We start from the raw sequence: 14,877 nt of genomic DNA, 5'->3' as shown, positions 1-14,877 counted from the left end.
CGCTAGCGGCGGTCGTACCGAACCCACTTGGATCAAAATGCATCAGGAGTCGAGATGAGCGATCAGGGCAAGCGTCTGGCCGCCGAGGCGGCGCTGGAGTACGTCGAGGAAGACGCCTATGTCGGCGTCGGGACTGGCTCGACGGTCAATCTGTTCATCGATGCCCTGGCAGACATGCGCGATCGCATCGCCGGGGCGGTCTCCAGCTCGGAGGCCAGCACCCAGCGGCTGCGTGACCGCGGCATCGACGTGACCGACCTCAACAGTGCCGGCCGCTTGCCGGTCTACATCGACGGGGCCGACGAGGCCAACCGCTTCCTGCAACTGATCAAGGGCGGTGGCGGGGCGCTGACCCGCGAAAAGATCGTTGCTTCGGCCTCGGACCGGTTCGTCTGCGTGGCCGATGAGGGCAAGATGGTCGATGTCCTCGGTGCCTTCCCGCTTCCGGTGGAGGTGATCCCGATGGCGCGCAGCACCGTGGCCCGGGAGCTGGTTCGGCTCGGCGGCCGGCCGGAGCTGCGCGAGGGGTTCACCACCGACAACGGGAACGTGATCCTCGACGTTCACGGTCTGTCGATCACCGAGCCCATGAAGCTCGAGCAGACCCTGAACAATATCCCCGGCGTGGTGACCAACGGGATCTTCGCCCTGCGCCCGGCGGATTTGCTGCTGCTCGGCAGCGGCTCGGGGGTCCGGCGTCTGACGGCCGAGTAAGGGCGTCCGCAACGGGAGGTCGTGTTGTCGGACATCCCTCGCCTGCTCATCGTCCTCGGGATCCTGCTGGTTCTGGTCGGGCTCGCCTGGCCCTGGATCGACAAGCTCGGTCTGGGTCGCCTGCCCGGGGACATCGCCATCGAGCGCGATGGATTCCGCTTCTACTTCCCCATCACCACCATGCTGCTGGTCAGCGCGGTGGTGACCCTGCTGCTGTGGCTGTTCCGCAAATAGCCCCAGGGCTAGCCACCGCTGACCGGTGGCAGCAGAACCAGGACGCTGTCGTCGTCCACCCGCGTATCCGGCGGGACCAGGGTATCGCCCACGGCCACGGCCACCTGCGGCAGGTGCTCGGCCAGCCCCGGGCAGGCCACGGCGGCCGCATCGAGCGCCGCGGCCACCGTGCCCTCGGGCGGGGCCGGCAGCTCGAGCCGGGTTGCTCCGGCGGCCTCGGTCAGTACCCCGTACAGTTCCAGTTGCATGGCCGTCTCCCTCCCCCGCCAGGCTGGACCTCTCCCCGCGGACCGGTCACAATCGCCGCATCCCGGCGCGGTTCGCGCTCCGTTCGTTCTTGCCGCTGAACAGGTTCTCGCATGGATCGGTCGATGACGCAAACGTCCCCGCGCCCGTCCTGGCCAACGATCGCCTGGCACGCGATCCGGCCGCGCACGCTGCCGCTTTCGCTGTCCCCGATCCTCGCCGGCTCCGCTGTGGGCTGGGTGGAAAGTGGTGTCCTGCGCCTGGACGTGACCCTGGTTGCGGCGCTTTCCACCGCGGCGATCCAGATCGGAACCAATCTGCAGAACGATGCCGCCGACACCCTCAATCAGACCGATAGCGCCGAGCGGATCGGTCCGGTGCGGGTTACCGAGCGCGGTTGGCTCACCCCGCGCCAGGTCATGGCGGCCGCCTACAGCGCCTTTGCTCTGGCCCTGGTCTGCGGTGCCTACCTGGTGGCCATCGGCGGGTTGCCGATCCTGGTGCTGGGTATCCTCTCGGTGCTGGCCGGTTACGCGTATTCCGGGGGGCCGTTCCCGATCTCACGCGGCCCCTTCGGCGAGTTGTTCGTCATCTTCTTCTTCGGGCTGGTTGCCGTCGGTGGTGTGGTCTATCTGTATACGGGGGCGATCAGCCCCCCGGCGCTGGTGATGGGACTGGCCGTCGGGTTGCCCGCGGCCGCGGTGCTCCTGGTCAATAACTTGCGCGACCGCGAGGGAGACCGTGAGGCCGGGCGCTGGACGCTGGCCATCCTGCTAGGGCCCTTGGGATCGGTCTGGCTGTTCGGCGGGCTGCTGGCTGGCGTGGCGCTGGGCTTGCTCGGGTTGGCCGCGTTCGGGGTGCCGTGGACCGGTGCGGCCCTGGGGCTGGCCGTGCTGCCCTTCGGGGTGCGCATCTGGCGCTCGCTGATGGGTGCGAGCAGCGGCGAGGATTACAATCGCTGCCTGGCCCGTACCGGGGTGTTCCAGCTGCTGCTCGCCCTCGTCGCCGGCGCGGGGCTGGTCGCCGGGGCCTACCTCCACGGGATCGCCTAGGGGCCGGGCCCGGCGCCATGGATGCTTGTTGAAGGCATCCGGGGCAAGCGTTATGGTCCGATTGACCGCCCGGTTGGTCGTCACCGCACGGATTCAATAGGCACAGGAGAGAGGCTAGCGATCATGCAAACGGCGCGAGATCTGCTTTTCGGAGGGGTGGCCCCGGCTACGCTGGTCGCTGATGCGGGGTTGACCGCGCTGCGGGTTGGCGCCGGACTGATGATGGCCGTGGGCCACGGTTTGCCCAAGATCCCGCCCCAGGAGGGGTTCGTCGGTATGGTGGAGGGCATCGGCCTGCCGGTGCCCCTGTTCTTTGCCTGGCTGGCGGGGATCGCCGAGTTGATCGGAGGCCTGCTACTCGCCGCCGGCCTGCTGACCCGCCCCGCGGCTGCGGTGATCCTCGGCACCATGCTGGTTGCCGCTTTCGGGGTGCATTTCGCCGCGGGCGACCCGCTGTTCGCCGTTGATGGCCCGAGCGCCGAGATGGCCGTGCTCTACGCCTTCGTCGCCCTGGCGTTCATGCTGGTCGGTTCCGGCCGGCTCGGTGTTGACCACCTGGTGCGCGAGCGTGTCGCGCGGCTGACCCCCTGAGGAGGTGCCATGAGCGAGGAAGAGGCTTCCACGCCCGCGGAGGGAACTTGGAAAAGCCGGCTGGGGCGCTGGCTGAACATTGCCCTGGCCATCGGTGCGCTGGTCGCCCTGGTCGGGACGTTCATCGTCTGGGGCGAGGGTGCATTCGGCTTCCTGCTGGCGTTCGTCGTCCTCTTCCCGGCTGCGCTGGTCTCGGCGCTGATGCGCTGGTGGCCGCGGCACTCGGCCGAGGGCGTGCGTGATGGCCTGTGCTGGCGGCGCCGGCTGTACATCAGCGCCGGCGGTATCGCCTTCGCGTCGCTGCTGTGCCTGGTCATCGGGGTGGCGTGGTTCGGGACCGCTCCCGGGACCATGTTGCTGGTGGCCGGAACCATGCTGCTGCCGCCGGCGGTGATACTGGGGCTGCTGGCCTTCTCCCTGCGCGATCGAGAGCGTCTGGCGGATACGGTGCGCGATCCGGGCGAGCCAATCGTCTACCAGGCCGAGGTGCACTGGGGGGTTTTCCTGCCCACCATCCTGGTGCTGACCGCGACGCTGCTGCTCGTGCTGGCGCCTCTGGGTACCTTCGGGTACGTCCTGGCCACCATCCTCTATTTGATCGTGCTGCCCGGCACCGCGGCCCATTCGCTCAGCATCTTCCTCAACACCGAGCTGGAGCTGACGCCGAACAAGCTGATCGCCGGTACCGGTCTGATCGTGCGCACGGCGCGTGTCTTCGAGCGTGAGCATATCCAGGCCGTCGGGGTCTACTACGGCTGGATGGGGCGCATCCTCGGATACGGACGCCTGAGCTTCGTCTGCAAGGACGGCACCAGCTTCAAGGTGCCGGGCATTGTCGATCCCGACGGTCTGCGCCACATCGTCGATCGAGGTCTGTAGGCCCTCGCGGTTACCCCGTAGTCGGCCGCGGTGGCGAGTCGACCCCGGTGTCCGCCAGGTACGGGTCGATGAGGCCGCGCAGGTCGACCCGTGCCTGCAGGCGCCGGCAGAGCATGAAGGTGCCCATGAACTTGCGGTGCAGGAACAGGGTATCGGAGGCTGGCGTCCCGGCGAAGCGGTCGCTGAAGAACATGGTCCGGCCCCGGTGGTAGACCCGCTCGAACAGGTCCGACGCGCCGAAGTCGTAGGCCCCTTGGTGACGCAGCGGCTCACTGGTCATCTCCAGCAGCTCCAGTAGCGCCCCCTCCTGCTCCGCTGACGCGCCAGGCTCCAGATACCCGAGTTCCCGTGCGCACGACTGCAAGACCTCACGGTCCCGATCCCGAGCGGCGCGCCCCATGCGCCGATAGGTTTCGACCAGTTCGGGGCGCACCGAGTGCGTGGCGCCGAAATCGAGCAGCACCAGGCAGCCGCGTTCGGCGTCGTAGAGGAAGTTGCTGAAATTGGGGTCGGTCTGCACCAGGCGGAACTCGAAGAGCTCGCGCAACGCCAGCCGGCTGAGCAACGAGGCCGCATGATCGCACAGGGAAGCCGGCTCGCCGCCCCGACCGGCCAGCTGATCGACCGGGGTGCCGTGGACATAGTCCATGGCCAGCACCCGGGGGGTGGTCAGGTCCCGGTGCACGCCGGGCAGGGTGATCTCCGGGTCGTCGCCCAGCGCCCGGTCGTAGGCCTCCAGGGCGTCGGCTTCCGCCTCATAGTCGGCCTCCTGGTGAAGCTGGCGCCTCGCCTCGTCGAGCAGGCTCTCGACGCGTAGGCCGCGCGGCATGAGGCCGCTGTGACGCATCACGAAACCGAGATTGTCCAGGTCGCTGTCGATGCTCTCGCGCACCCCGGGGAACTGGATCTTCAGCGCCAGTTCCCGCCCGTCGGCGGCCACGGCACGATGGACCTGGCCGATCGAGGCGGCGGCTACGGGGGTGAAGTCAAAATCACGGAACCGCTTGAGCCACCCTTTGCCGAACTCGCGGCGCAGGACGCTGTCGAGCTGGCTTAGCGGCATCGCCTCCGCCTCATGGCGCAGTGCGCCCATGATCTCCGCGATCTCGGGGGCCAGTACGTCGGTGCCGTCCATGGACATCAACTGGCCCATCTTCATCACGGCGCCCCGCATGCGCCCGAGTCGGTCGGTAATCCGCCGGGCGCGCTCCGGGGAGAGCTCGATCCGGCCCTGGCCCTCTTCGCCCCCGGTCAGGTCGCGCAGGCCGCTCCAGCCGATCCCCAGAGCTAGATCGCCGGTGGCCCGCCCCAAGTGATAGAGGCGACCCCACCGGCTGCTGGGTACAGCCCGGCTGCGGCGCTCGTCACCGCTGCCGCTCATGCGTTGTCGAGGGTCGAGAGCATGTACTCGATGGCCTTGATCAGTTCGTCCTCATCGGCCCGCCCGCGGTAGGCCGGCATGGCGCCCTTGCCCCGCAGGGTGGCGTCGAGCAGCTCGTCGATGTCGCGCGAGCGGTCCGCCCAGTCTGCCTCCTGCCCGAGGACCGGCGCACCGGCGATGCCGCGGTCGTGGCACGAACGGCAGCTCGGAGCGGTGCCACTGCGGTAGATGGCGAGTCCGGGGTGGTCTTCATTGCCCTGTTCGGTTTGGTCGGCCACTGGCTGTGCCTCAGCTTCCTCATCGGCCGATGTCGCCTCGTCGGTCGACACGCTGTTGTTTCCTTCCTCGGTTGCCGCCTCCTCGCGGGCGCCCTCCATCGGATCCTCGGCCGGCTCGAAATGCGCCTCCTGATCGCCCGTCTCGTCCGTCTCGGGGGTTTCAGGGGCGGATGAATCGTTGCAGCCCGAAAGGGCCAGCAGGCCCGCGGCGATGATCACCAACATCCAGTACCGCACGTGCATGGTGCACTCCTCTTGCTCAGACCGGCGTCTCTATCTCTGCAGTGTAGGCGGAGTGCGGTCTTCCGTCACGCTGCACCGATAGGGTCCCGGCGAGGGTGTTTTGCCCCTGGCACCGCCGGAGTCGGAATCAGTAAGCTGTGGCTCAGGATTCATTCGGGGGAGTGCCCATGCATTGGAGTCGCGAGTCCTGGATCGGGCTGGCAGCACTGGTGTTCGCCATCCTGATCTACTACCTGCTGCACTGGGTGGGGATGGCCTTCCTGGACGCCATCTGGGCCGGCCATGGCCTGGAACGCGGCTCGCCGGTGGCCGTGCTGCTCGGGCCGTTGGTCCTGGCTGTGGTCCTTGTCGTGACCGCCGCGGTCGCCGCAGTGCCGGCCTGGGCGCTGCTCTTTGCCATGGGGGTTGGGCGCTTCCTGGGCCACCGCGCCGGACTGTGGCCCCTGCTCGGATTGAGTGCTCCGGAGGGCAAGGATCTGCGTGCTCACCTCGGGGCCGCGCGTCACGCCGTGCGCACGGCGCTGGAGGCCGTGGTGGGGGTCGGCCTGTTCGTCCCGATGGGCATCCTCTACGGGGGGATCCTGATCGCTTTGGGTGGTGGCGGTGCACCCGGTGCTCTGGTCGACATCCTCGGTTACGGTCTGGGGTTTTTCCTGGCTTGGGCGACCATGCGGCTACTGGTGCGCTACTGGGGGCGCCTGGAAGCCCTGCGCGCCGATGCGCTGGCGCAGGCCGAGCGTGGGGCGCTGTGGCTCGAGCTCATCGGGCAGCGCATCCTGCGCCAGCTCAACGGCGGGCGACTGCCCCGCGATTGACGGGTGCGCACCGCCCTGGCGGCGGTGCGCTGGCTGGAAGTTCTCCCCCTCCCCGTTTTGTCGCTCTCCCGCAATCGAAGCGGGTTGTCAGGCATGCACCGGCGCTATGCTATAGGTGATTACTCTGGTCCCTCGCGTCGCGTCGCGCGGGATGGTCGGTGGCGATGAGATTGCCAGGGACGCGGTGGATAGCCGCGAAGCCGAGGGAGAGGTGCATGTTCGAGCGCATCAAAGACTGCCGTAATGTAAGTGACTTTCGCGAGCTGGCCCGCAAGCGGTTGCCCGGGCCCATCTTCCACTACATCGACGGGGCGGCCGAGGACGAGATCACCTATCGGCGCAATACCCAGGCCTTCGAGCGGTGCGATCTGGTACCGAACGTGCTCGCCGGGGTGGAGGAGGTCGACCCCTCGGTGACCGTGATGGGGCAGCGGCTGGGCATGCCCGTATTCTGCTCGCCGACCGCGCTCCAGCGCCTGTTTCACTACCAGGGTGAGCGCGCGGTGGCCGCAGCCGCGCAGAAATACCATACGTTCTTCGGTATCTCGTCGCTCGGTACGGTCAGCATTGAGGAGATCGGCGAGCGTTACTCCACGCCGAAGATGTTCCAGTTTTATTTCCACAAGGACCGCGAGCTGAACCGGGCGATGATCGAGCGTTGCCAGGCCGCCGGTTTCGAGGCTCTGACGCTGACCGTGGATACCATCACCGGGGGGAATCGTGAGCGGGACCTGCGCACTGGTTTCACTTCACCGCCGCGACTGACGCTGCGCAGCCTGGCTAGCTTCGCTTGGCACCCGCGCTGGGCATTCAACTACTACACCAGGGAGCCCTTCAGCCTGCCGCAGCTCAGCACCCACGTGCGCGAGGGGAGCAAAGTCCCCATCTCGGTGGGCGAGTACTTCTCGACCATGCTCGATCAGGGGCTGACCTGGCGGCACGCCGAGCAGTTGTGCGCCCAATGGGGAGGACCGTTCTGTCTCAAGGGCGTGATGAGCCCGGAGGATGCGCGGCGGGCGGTGGATATCGGTGCCTCGGCGATCATGGTCTCGAACCATGCGGGAAGGCAGCTCGATGGCTCGCGGGCGCCCTTCGATCAGATCGCGGAAATCGCGGACGCCGTCGGCGGGCAGATCGACATTATATGTGATGGCGGCATCCAGCGCGGTACTCACATCCTCAAGGCGCTTGCTGCCGGCGCCACGGCCTGTTCCGGCGGTCACCTGTACCTTTACGCGCTGGCCGCCGGTGGCCAGGCGGGGGTCGAGAAAGCGCTTGACAATCTCTACAACGAGGTCATCCGTGACATGAAGCTGATGGGGATTACGTCGCTGGATCAGTTGACACGGGATCATCTGCGCTATCGATAGGCGGTCCGCGTCGATCCATCGGCACCGCCGTCGCTGTCCGCCAAAACCATGCAGTCAGCAGATGCGGGCGGGCTCAGGAAGCCTCCCAAGCATCTCTCAAAGGCGCTGCCGAGGAGGCCCCGCAGCAAGCATGTGGTTACGAGTCAGTTGCCATCTGGAACTCGAGCTGGAGGGCGAGAGCCTCATGCTATTCATGCTGCGTGCACGCAGCAGTGGACGGCAGTGGGTGGCCCGGGATCGCTACGCCGTGCGGCCAAGCCTGCCCATCACGGAGTACCGCGACCTCTACGGCAATGCCTGCCAGCGCCTGCTCGCTTCTGCGGGAGCGCTTACGGTGTCGGTGAGCGCTGATGTTCGCGTGCCGGCTGGCGTCGAGCAGCAGCCGGGCGCGCCGTTCGTGCCCGTACAGGACCTTCCCCAGGAAACACTCATCCACCTGCTGCCCAGCCGCTATTGTGAATCGGACCGACTCCTTGCGCAGGCGAGCGATATCGTTGCCGGCCAGTCACCCGGCTATGACCAGGTGGCAGCCATCGCGACGTGGATCTATCACAATGTCGCATACCAGCCGACAACGGATCCGGAGCCGATCTCAGCGCAGCAGGTCCTTGAACGCCGTGCGGGGGTCTGCCGTGACTTTGCGCATCTGGGTATTGCACTCTGCCGCAGCCTCAGTATCCCGGCGCGCCTCGTGACGGGTTATCTCCAGGGGTTGGAGCCGATGGACCTTCACGCTTGGTTCGAGGCGTATGTTGGTGGTGGCTGGTTTACCTTTGATCCGACCAGGGAGACCCTTGAGGGTGCGCGGGTTCAACTCGGGCACGGCCGCGATGCGGCCGATGCCCCGGTCTTCCACCAGTTCGGACCGTCCGTCGTGCCGAGCGTGATGCAGGTGCAGGTTGAGCCGATCTCCGGTCCTGACGCAGGTCTCTTCGCCGCCGGGGTGGAACGATCCGCACGGGATGTTGGCTGACCCGGGGTCTGAAGAGACAGCGCCTGTGCCTCAGGGTTCAGCTATACAGGGGGCTAAGGTGGCGTTGGGGCTTTGCAGGACGCCGCGGGAAAGAGAAATGGTGGCCGGGGACGGAATCGAACCGCCGACACTGAGATTTTCAATCCCATGCTCTACCGACTGAGCTACCCGGCCATCGGCTGCGTATTCAAGCTGAAACCGCCCCCCGAGTCAAGGGGCGGCGCCGTTTTCAGCTGCCATCAGGGCTGAAATCCGGCGGTGGTGCCGAGCCTTGGCCAAAGAAGAAGTTCTCCATCTCGCGCTCGAGAAAGGCGCGGGCCTTGGGGTCGGCCGGGGTGAGCCGGTATTCGTTGATGAGCATAGTCTGCTGCTGGACCCACATGCTCCAGGCCTGCTTGCTTACGTTTTCGAAGATCCGCTGGCCCAGCTCGCCGGGGTACGGTGGGCGGTCCAGGGCGTCGGCCTCCTGCTGGAGCTTCACGCAGTGCACCTTTCTCGACATGCTGCCCTCTTGATGGATGTAAGCGTCCGGTTAGTGTACCGACCCGGTCCATGTTGCTGCCAGCGTACCTGGATTCAGGTCACCGGATAGCCGGCATCGCGGAGGATCCGCCGGATCGGTGCCGGCAGTCCGGGCAACGTCTCCTGGCCGGGACGGAACCAGCGGCGTTGGGCGGTGGGCTCGCCGACGGCGGTTGCCGCTGTGTGCCAGCGCAGCCGCACCGGCTGCAGGATCAGCTCAAAGTGGGTCAGTGCGTGGTGTCGCTCGGGTAGCCTTCCGGCCGGTTCGCAGTGCGCGCCCAACGCCTGTGCCCGCGCCAACGGGTCTTCGTCCGGCTGGCACTCCGGCAGGGACCATAGCCCGCCCCAGATGCCCGTGGCTGGGCGGCGTTCCAGCAGCAGGGTGTCGGTGTGCTCGATCAACAGCAGCTGCCGTTGGCGCCGGGGGCGCCGGCGCGCCGGTCGGGGGGCCGGGTAGGCCTCGGGATGGCCCGCCGCCCGGGCCGTGCACGCCGAGGCCAGGGGGCATAGCAGGCACGCCGGTTCCTGCGGCGTACAGACCAGTGCCCCGAGATCCATCAGCCCCTGGTTGAACCGGCGGCAGTCGTCTTCAGGGATGAGGGCGGCGGAAAGCGCCCACAGCTCCCGCGCGACCGGGTTGCGCCCGGGCCAGCCCTCGATGCCGGCGAGCCGCGCCAGCACCCGTTTAACGTTGCCGTCGAGGATCGGCGCGGGTAGGCCGTGGCCCAGCGAGCGGATGGCACCCGCCGTGGAGGGGCCGATACCAGGCAGCGTCTGCAGGGCCGCGAGCTCGTCGGGCAGGTGACCGTTCCAATCGGCCTCAATTCGCTGTGCGGCGGCATGCAGGTTGCGGGCACGGGCGTAGTAGCCCAGCCCGGCCCAGAGCCCGAGGACATCGTCGAGTTCGGCGTGGGCGAGGTCGATTACGTCCGGGTAGTGCCCCATGAAGCGCTCGAAGTAGGGTACGACGGTCTCGACCCGGGTCTGCTGCAGCATGACCTCGGAGATCCACACCCGGTAGGGCGTGGCCGGCTGCTGCCAGGGCAGGTCGTTTCGCCCGTGCTGCCGCTGCCACGCGATCAGTTGCTCCTGAAGCGCCTGGCAGCGGTCTGGGGTGGCCCAGCGGCGCATCCGCTCAGCGCAGCCGCCGCAGGAAGCTCTCCGCCTCCTGACGGATGCGGTCCTCGGCGCGGTCGGTTTGCTCCTCGAGCTCCTGTTCAATCCGCTCCCGGAAGCCCTCTCGGACCTTCTCTTCGGCCTCCTCGAGCCGCTGCTGGGCCTCGCGCAGACGCCGGATCTCCTGCTCGGTCAGCGCAGCGCGGAGGTCGAAGCGGATGCGTGGGCTGAACAGGTCACCGCTGAACTCCAGGGGTACGGTGATGTCCTTGAGCTCGCGAATCGGTCGGCCGTCGGCGTCCTCCAGGTTGTCGATCACCGATAGGCGCACGCGGTAGTCGATGGTCTCGCTGAGCACGTTGGCGTGACCGGCGCCGCGAGCGCGCAGGATCGGCGATTCGGCGCGCAGGTTGTCGTTGTGAATCTCGCCGTCGCGCAGCTCGAAGCCTGCCGTCAAGGATCCGAAATCCGTGCGTGCCTCGTCCTCCGGCGGCTCCGGCCTCGGCTGGGCCCGGACTCGGGCCACGCCCTCGCGGAACATGTGCGGGATGTTCAGGCCAAGCACCGCGCCCTCGCTGACATCCAGCTCGGCATCGCCGCGGAAGTCCTCGATCAGCTGGTAGAGGTTCTCGCCGCCGCCTTCGCCCCGCAGAGCGAAGCGGCCCCGGCCGTGGAGCCAGTCCCGCTCGAGGAGGTCCTCGAGCAGCGGTGCGAACCGCACGTTATCCAGGCGGTGGTCGAGCTCGAAGTACGGATAGTCGCCGCGGGCATCGAGGAAGGTGGCGGCGCGATACTCGCCCTCGTAGAGGCGAGCCTCCATGCCGGCAATGCCCACGCGGCCGTCTTTGCCGCTGAGATCTCCGCGGATGTCCTCGATCAGCAGCCCGGAGAGGGTCAGGGCGCCGATCTCCAGCCCGCCATTGAGTGCTAGGGTGCGCAGGGGCTCCAGCGGCAGGTCGAGAGCGACCTCCTCGAGATCGGGCAGGCCGGTATCCGGCGCCGTCGGCTCGTCCACGGCACGCCGTTGCTCGGCGGGCAGGTAGCGGTCCAGGTTGATCTCGTCGACGGTCAGATTGAGGGTCATGGCCGGGCCGGTCCAGTTCTCGATCCCGCCGTCGAGCTCGATGCGCGATTGATCCACATCCAAGCCGAATTCGGGCAGCAACAGTTGCTGGCCATCCAGCTCGATCCGTCCCGTGCCGCCGACACGGGTCAGCGCCGTGGCGTCTGCCGGCGTGGGCATGCCGACGTCCAGCCGGCTTAGGGCTGTGCGCAGATTGAACGCGGGCAGTTGCCAGTCGATGCCGCCAAAGGCGCCGTCTTCATCCATCTCCAGGTCGGCCGCCGCCTGGAGGGTGATCCCGGCGGCAGTGGCTTCCAGCTCCGGCCAGTCCACCCGCAGCGTCTCGCCCAGGCCGATGCTGCCGTGGCCGGTCACACCCAGACGCTGTTGGCGGCCGGGCACCTCGGCCCCCTGGGCCTCGATGAGCATCTCGAGTCCGTCCAGGTCGAACTGTTCCAGGGCCTCGTCCAGGGTGGCCTGCAGGCGCAGTTGACCGTCGATTCGGGGCAGATCTTCGCCCTGGCCGACCCAGCTCGACTGCACGGCCACCGGGCGCCCAAGGCGCAGCGCCTCGATGTCCAGGTCGAAGCGTTCCACCTCCTTGCGGTCATCGATGCTGCGGTCCTCCCAGAACAGCTGCCCGCGCCGGACCTGCAGTCCGCCGAAGGCGGCATCCCGGAGGATGGGTGGCAGCTCGCCGAGCGGTGCCCCGTCCGTCGGTTCCGCCGGCGGTTCTTCCTCCTCGGCGAACCGCGCGACCAGGTCCTCCCAGTTGCCTTCGCCCTCCTCGTTGATCATGAGCCGGGCGATGGGAGCCTCGACACTGACCAGCCGTGTCTCGAGCTGGCCCCAGAGCAAGGGCAGGAGACGCACCGCCGCGTCCACCCGTTCCACCTCCAAGAAGGGGTCCTCGTGGAATCCGTCCCGGTCGGCGAGGGTGACGCGGCCGGCTTCGACCCCCAGCCACGGGAAGAAGGAGAGCCGGATGTCCCCGTCGATGGTCAGCTCCCGTCCGGTCTCTTCCTGAACGGCAGCCGCGATGTCGTCCCGGTAGTCATTGGGGTCGAGGATCACGCTGATCAGCGTTGCCGTCGCCACCAGCAGGGCGAACAGCCCGATCACGGCGTAGAGGAACCACTTGAGTATCCAGGGCATAAACCGAGTCCTGCGTTGAACGTGTCCGATGGCTGGCATTCTATCGTGCCACGCCGTCAGGCTTGTCCCCGAGGATACGTGGGCTGGTATCGTACCGGTAAGGTCTTCGCGGAGTCCGCCATGCGTTTTTACCTGTACGTGGTTGTTGCCCTGATGATCCTCATGCTGGTCTGGACGTTCTTCATCTGGGATCCGGAGGAGATGATCCCCCCGGCCACCGAGCGTGAGGCGCCCGTCCACCCCGATGAGCAGCAGGAGTAGCCGAGGTGGCAGGACACGCCGGCGAGGTGTTTAAGCCCCTGGCCCTGTCGGTGCTCACCGTTTCCGACAGCCGGGGGTTGGCGGAGGATACCTCCGGGGCCGCGCTGGCGGAGCGGCTTGAGTCAGCCGGCCACGCCCTGGCCGGTCGGACCATCGTCCCGGATGATCGCTATCGGATCCGCGCCGAGGTCTCGGCCTGGGTTGCGGATGATCGGGTGGACGGGGTGCTCATCAACGGTGGGACTGGGCTCACTGCCCGCGACGTGACGCCGGAGGCGATCAGGCCGCTTTTTGATCGCGAGATCCCGGGCTTCGGCGAGCTTTTCCGGCAGCGCTCCTTCGAGGAAATCGGCAACGCCACCCTGCAGTCGCGGGCCGTGGCGGGTGTGGCCAACGCTACGCTCATCTTTGCCCTGCCGGGGTCCACCGGCGGGTGCTGCACCGCGTGGGATCGAGTGCTCGCCGATCAGCTCGATGCCCGCACCCGGCCGTGCAATTTTGCGACCTTGCTGCCCCGCATGCGTGGTTCGGAGCCCTTGGCGTAGCGCCCGAAATTCGGTACGCTACACCCCTTACCGCCCGTAGCTCAGCCGGATAGAGCGTCGGCCTCCGGAGCCGAAGGTCGCAGGTTCGAATCCTGCCGGGCGGGCCACCTTCCCCATCGCTTAACGCCAATCGCCCCCGCGGCAATCCGAAAGAACCGCGTCCGCTGCGCGGGCGCCGGAGCGCAGTGCGCCTTGCTGCGATCCGTGGGCCCGGTGGTCGCCGCAGGCATAGAGGCCCCCGCCGAGCCGCGCGCCCTGATAGGGCTCGGTCAGAGCAGGCGGTGCCTGGACCGGTTGTCCGTACGGGATGCGCTCTAGGCGCAGAGGCCGCCAATGATCGACCACCGGCCCGAACCAGTCACGCAGCTGCGATACGGCCTCGCACTGCAGGGTGGGGTCGTCCAGATCCTGCGCGTCCCCGAGCACCGTCGCGCTGACTAGGTGCCAGCCGGCTGGGGCATACTCCGGCGCGACCACGCTAGGCACCGCCAGGTGCAGGACGGGCCCCTCGCCCTCGCCGTTAAGCAGGATCAGTGGGTCGGTGACCGGTGGCTCAGGGACGGCGAACTGCAGACAGGTTACCGGTCGGCCGGCGGCGGTGGGCTGCCCGGTCAGTCGGGTGAAAGCCGGGCCGTCGGTGGCTACAACGACCGCATCGGGGCTGAGCCGTTCACCGTCCGCAAGCCGCACGCTTGGCCCATCCTCGATGGCCTCGGCGGCGGTGCCCAGCCGCAGTGTCACCCGCTCCGCGGGCAGCTGGTCTGCCAGCTGCCGGGGTAGGTCGCCCACGCCAGCGGCGGGGATCGCCGCATCGCCCTCGGCGAACATGCGAAAGACGAAGTTGAGCAGCCGGGCCGAGGTCTGGAGCTGCGGGTCGAGCAGCACGCCGCCGAACAGCGGCCGCAGGAAACGCTCGATCATCGGCCCGGAGAAGCCCTCGGCGGTGAGCGACTCGGCACTGCTGCGTTGCGGTCCGTACAGGGGGCTCTCGGGATCGCCGCGGCGCAGACGCGCCCGCAGCCGGGCGATGCGCACCTTGTCGCCCAGGCTGCCCACCGGCGCCCGCAGGGTCTTCAACAGCGCCTGCGGGGCGCGGAATGGATCGCTGAGGCGGTGCAGGCCGCCCTCGGTCCGGATCAGGGCCCCGGGGGCGAAGCGGCGCAGGCGTAGGGCGCCCAGGTCAGCGCGGGTGCGCAGCTCCGGGTAGGCGGTCAACAAGACCTGGAAACCGCGATCCAGCTGGAAGGCCGGCTCCTGATCGTCGGCCAAGCCGCCATCGAGGCGCAGGCGGTCGGTGCGAACCCGCCCGCCCACCTCCCTGGAGGCTTCCAGCAACCGGACGTGGGCACCACCCAGGGCCAGATCGCGGGCTGCGGCCAGGCCGGCCAGGCCGGCGCCGATCACCACCACTTGCGGATGTTCCGCGCTCATACTGCTCC

General features: G+C 68.0%; 17 protein-coding genes and 2 tRNA genes. 11 read left to right on the top strand and 8 right to left on the bottom strand.

What is annotated here, in order from left to right; all coding sequences use genetic code 11:
* Nucleotides 1–54: 54 nt before the first annotated feature.
* The gene (gene rpiA / locus CCR79_RS06665; RefSeq protein WP_201170104.1) at nt 55–714 is read left to right on the top strand and encodes a ribose-5-phosphate isomerase RpiA; all 660 of its coding nucleotides are present in this window, start codon (nt 55–57) and stop codon (nt 712–714) included.
* A 24-nt stretch (nt 715–738) separates the two neighbouring features.
* Nucleotides 739–948 (top strand): DUF2905 domain-containing protein, encoded by a 210-nt coding sequence (locus tag CCR79_RS06660; protein WP_201170103.1) that lies wholly within the window; start codon nt 739–741, stop codon nt 946–948.
* 8 nt (nt 949–956) lie between these two features.
* Here the strand turns inward: CCR79_RS06660 and CCR79_RS06655 are convergent, their stop codons facing one another.
* Nucleotides 957–1,196: a MoaD/ThiS family protein gene (locus tag CCR79_RS06655; protein WP_201170102.1), complete on the bottom strand. Its 240-nt coding sequence runs from the start codon at nt 1,194–1,196 to the stop codon at nt 957–959.
* A gap of 123 nt (nt 1,197–1,319) precedes the next feature.
* Between CCR79_RS06655 and menA the strand changes: the two genes are divergently transcribed.
* The 3 genes from menA (at nt 1,320) to CCR79_RS06640 (ending at nt 3,716) form a co-directional block, all read left to right on the top strand.
* Nucleotides 1,320–2,246, top strand: coding sequence for a 1,4-dihydroxy-2-naphthoate octaprenyltransferase (gene menA / locus CCR79_RS06650; RefSeq protein ID WP_201170101.1), 927 nt, complete (start codon nt 1,320–1,322; stop codon nt 2,244–2,246).
* 123 nt (nt 2,247–2,369) lie between these two features.
* Nucleotides 2,370–2,837, top strand: a complete 468-nt coding sequence (locus CCR79_RS06645; protein ID WP_201170100.1) for a DoxX family protein — start codon at nt 2,370–2,372, stop codon at nt 2,835–2,837.
* 9 nt (nt 2,838–2,846) lie between these two features.
* Entirely contained in the window at nt 2,847–3,716 is an 870-nt protein-coding gene (locus CCR79_RS06640) for a PH domain-containing protein (RefSeq protein ID WP_201170098.1), read from the top strand.
* Nucleotides 3,717–3,726: 10 nt separating this feature from the next.
* Here CCR79_RS06640 and CCR79_RS06635 read toward each other — a convergent pair whose 3' ends face one another.
* Both CCR79_RS06635 and CCR79_RS06630 read right to left on the bottom strand, forming a co-directional pair.
* Entirely contained in the window at nt 3,727–5,097 is a 1,371-nt protein-coding gene (locus tag CCR79_RS06635) for an ABC1 kinase family protein (RefSeq protein ID WP_201170096.1), read from the bottom strand.
* On the bottom strand, nt 5,094–5,618 hold the full coding sequence (locus CCR79_RS06630; protein ID WP_201170094.1) for a c-type cytochrome: 525 nt from the start codon (nt 5,616–5,618) through the stop codon (nt 5,094–5,096). The genes CCR79_RS06635 and CCR79_RS06630 overlap by 4 nt, the downstream gene beginning before the upstream one ends.
* A 167-nt stretch (nt 5,619–5,785) precedes the next feature.
* Here CCR79_RS06630 and CCR79_RS06625 point away from each other — a divergent pair, with 167 nt between their 5' ends.
* From CCR79_RS06625 to CCR79_RS06615, 3 genes are all read left to right on the top strand, one after another.
* Nucleotides 5,786–6,433, top strand: coding sequence for a hypothetical protein (locus tag CCR79_RS06625; protein WP_201170091.1), 648 nt, complete (start codon nt 5,786–5,788; stop codon nt 6,431–6,433).
* 215 nt (nt 6,434–6,648) lie between these two features.
* Nucleotides 6,649–7,803 carry an alpha-hydroxy acid oxidase gene (locus CCR79_RS06620; RefSeq protein WP_201170089.1) on the top strand — a complete coding sequence of 385 codons (1,155 nt, stop codon included), beginning with the start codon at nt 6,649–6,651 and terminating at the stop codon, nt 7,801–7,803.
* A 130-nt stretch (nt 7,804–7,933) separates the two neighbouring features.
* Nucleotides 7,934–8,776 (top strand): transglutaminase-like domain-containing protein, encoded by an 843-nt coding sequence (locus tag CCR79_RS06615; protein WP_201170087.1) that lies wholly within the window; start codon nt 7,934–7,936, stop codon nt 8,774–8,776.
* Between the two features lie 98 nt (nt 8,777–8,874).
* Here the strand turns inward: CCR79_RS06615 and CCR79_RS06610 are convergent.
* The 4 genes from CCR79_RS06610 to CCR79_RS06595 form a co-directional block, all read right to left on the bottom strand.
* Nucleotides 8,875–8,950, bottom strand: a tRNA-Phe gene (locus CCR79_RS06610).
* A 55-nt stretch (nt 8,951–9,005) separates the two neighbouring features.
* On the bottom strand, nt 9,006–9,278 hold the full coding sequence (locus tag CCR79_RS06605; protein ID WP_201170085.1) for an oxidative damage protection protein: 273 nt from the start codon (nt 9,276–9,278) through the stop codon (nt 9,006–9,008).
* A gap of 74 nt (nt 9,279–9,352) precedes the next feature.
* Nucleotides 9,353–10,429, bottom strand: coding sequence for an A/G-specific adenine glycosylase (mutY, locus tag CCR79_RS06600; RefSeq protein ID WP_201170082.1), 1,077 nt, complete (start codon nt 10,427–10,429; stop codon nt 9,353–9,355).
* Between the two features lie 4 nt (nt 10,430–10,433).
* Nucleotides 10,434–12,632 carry an AsmA family protein gene (locus CCR79_RS06595; RefSeq protein WP_201170080.1) on the bottom strand — a complete coding sequence of 733 codons (2,199 nt, stop codon included), beginning with the start codon at nt 12,630–12,632 and terminating at the stop codon, nt 10,434–10,436.
* A 120-nt stretch (nt 12,633–12,752) separates the two neighbouring features.
* Between CCR79_RS06595 and CCR79_RS06590 the strand changes: the two genes are divergently transcribed.
* From CCR79_RS06590 to CCR79_RS06580, 3 genes are all read left to right on the top strand, one after another.
* Nucleotides 12,753–12,893, top strand: coding sequence for a hypothetical protein (locus CCR79_RS06590; RefSeq protein WP_201170078.1), 141 nt, complete (start codon nt 12,753–12,755; stop codon nt 12,891–12,893).
* Between the two features lie 5 nt (nt 12,894–12,898).
* On the top strand, nt 12,899–13,438 hold the full coding sequence (gene moaB, locus CCR79_RS06585; protein ID WP_201170076.1) for a molybdenum cofactor biosynthesis protein B: 540 nt from the start codon (nt 12,899–12,901) through the stop codon (nt 13,436–13,438).
* A 30-nt stretch (nt 13,439–13,468) separates the two neighbouring features.
* Nucleotides 13,469–13,545 (top strand) — tRNA-Arg (locus CCR79_RS06580).
* A gap of 13 nt (nt 13,546–13,558) precedes the next feature.
* Here CCR79_RS06580 and CCR79_RS06575 read toward each other — a convergent pair.
* Entirely contained in the window at nt 13,559–14,869 is a 1,311-nt protein-coding gene (locus CCR79_RS06575; protein ID WP_201170074.1) for an NAD(P)/FAD-dependent oxidoreductase, read from the bottom strand.
* Nucleotides 14,870–14,877: the final 8 nt, after the last annotated feature.

The sequence above is a fragment of the Halorhodospira halophila genome, assembly GCF_016653405.1.
GTDB lineage: Bacteria > Pseudomonadota > Gammaproteobacteria > Nitrococcales > Halorhodospiraceae > Halorhodospira > Halorhodospira halophila_A.
Note: the sequence above shows the minus strand (reverse complement) of the source record. Positions and strands in the feature narration are given on the sequence as shown.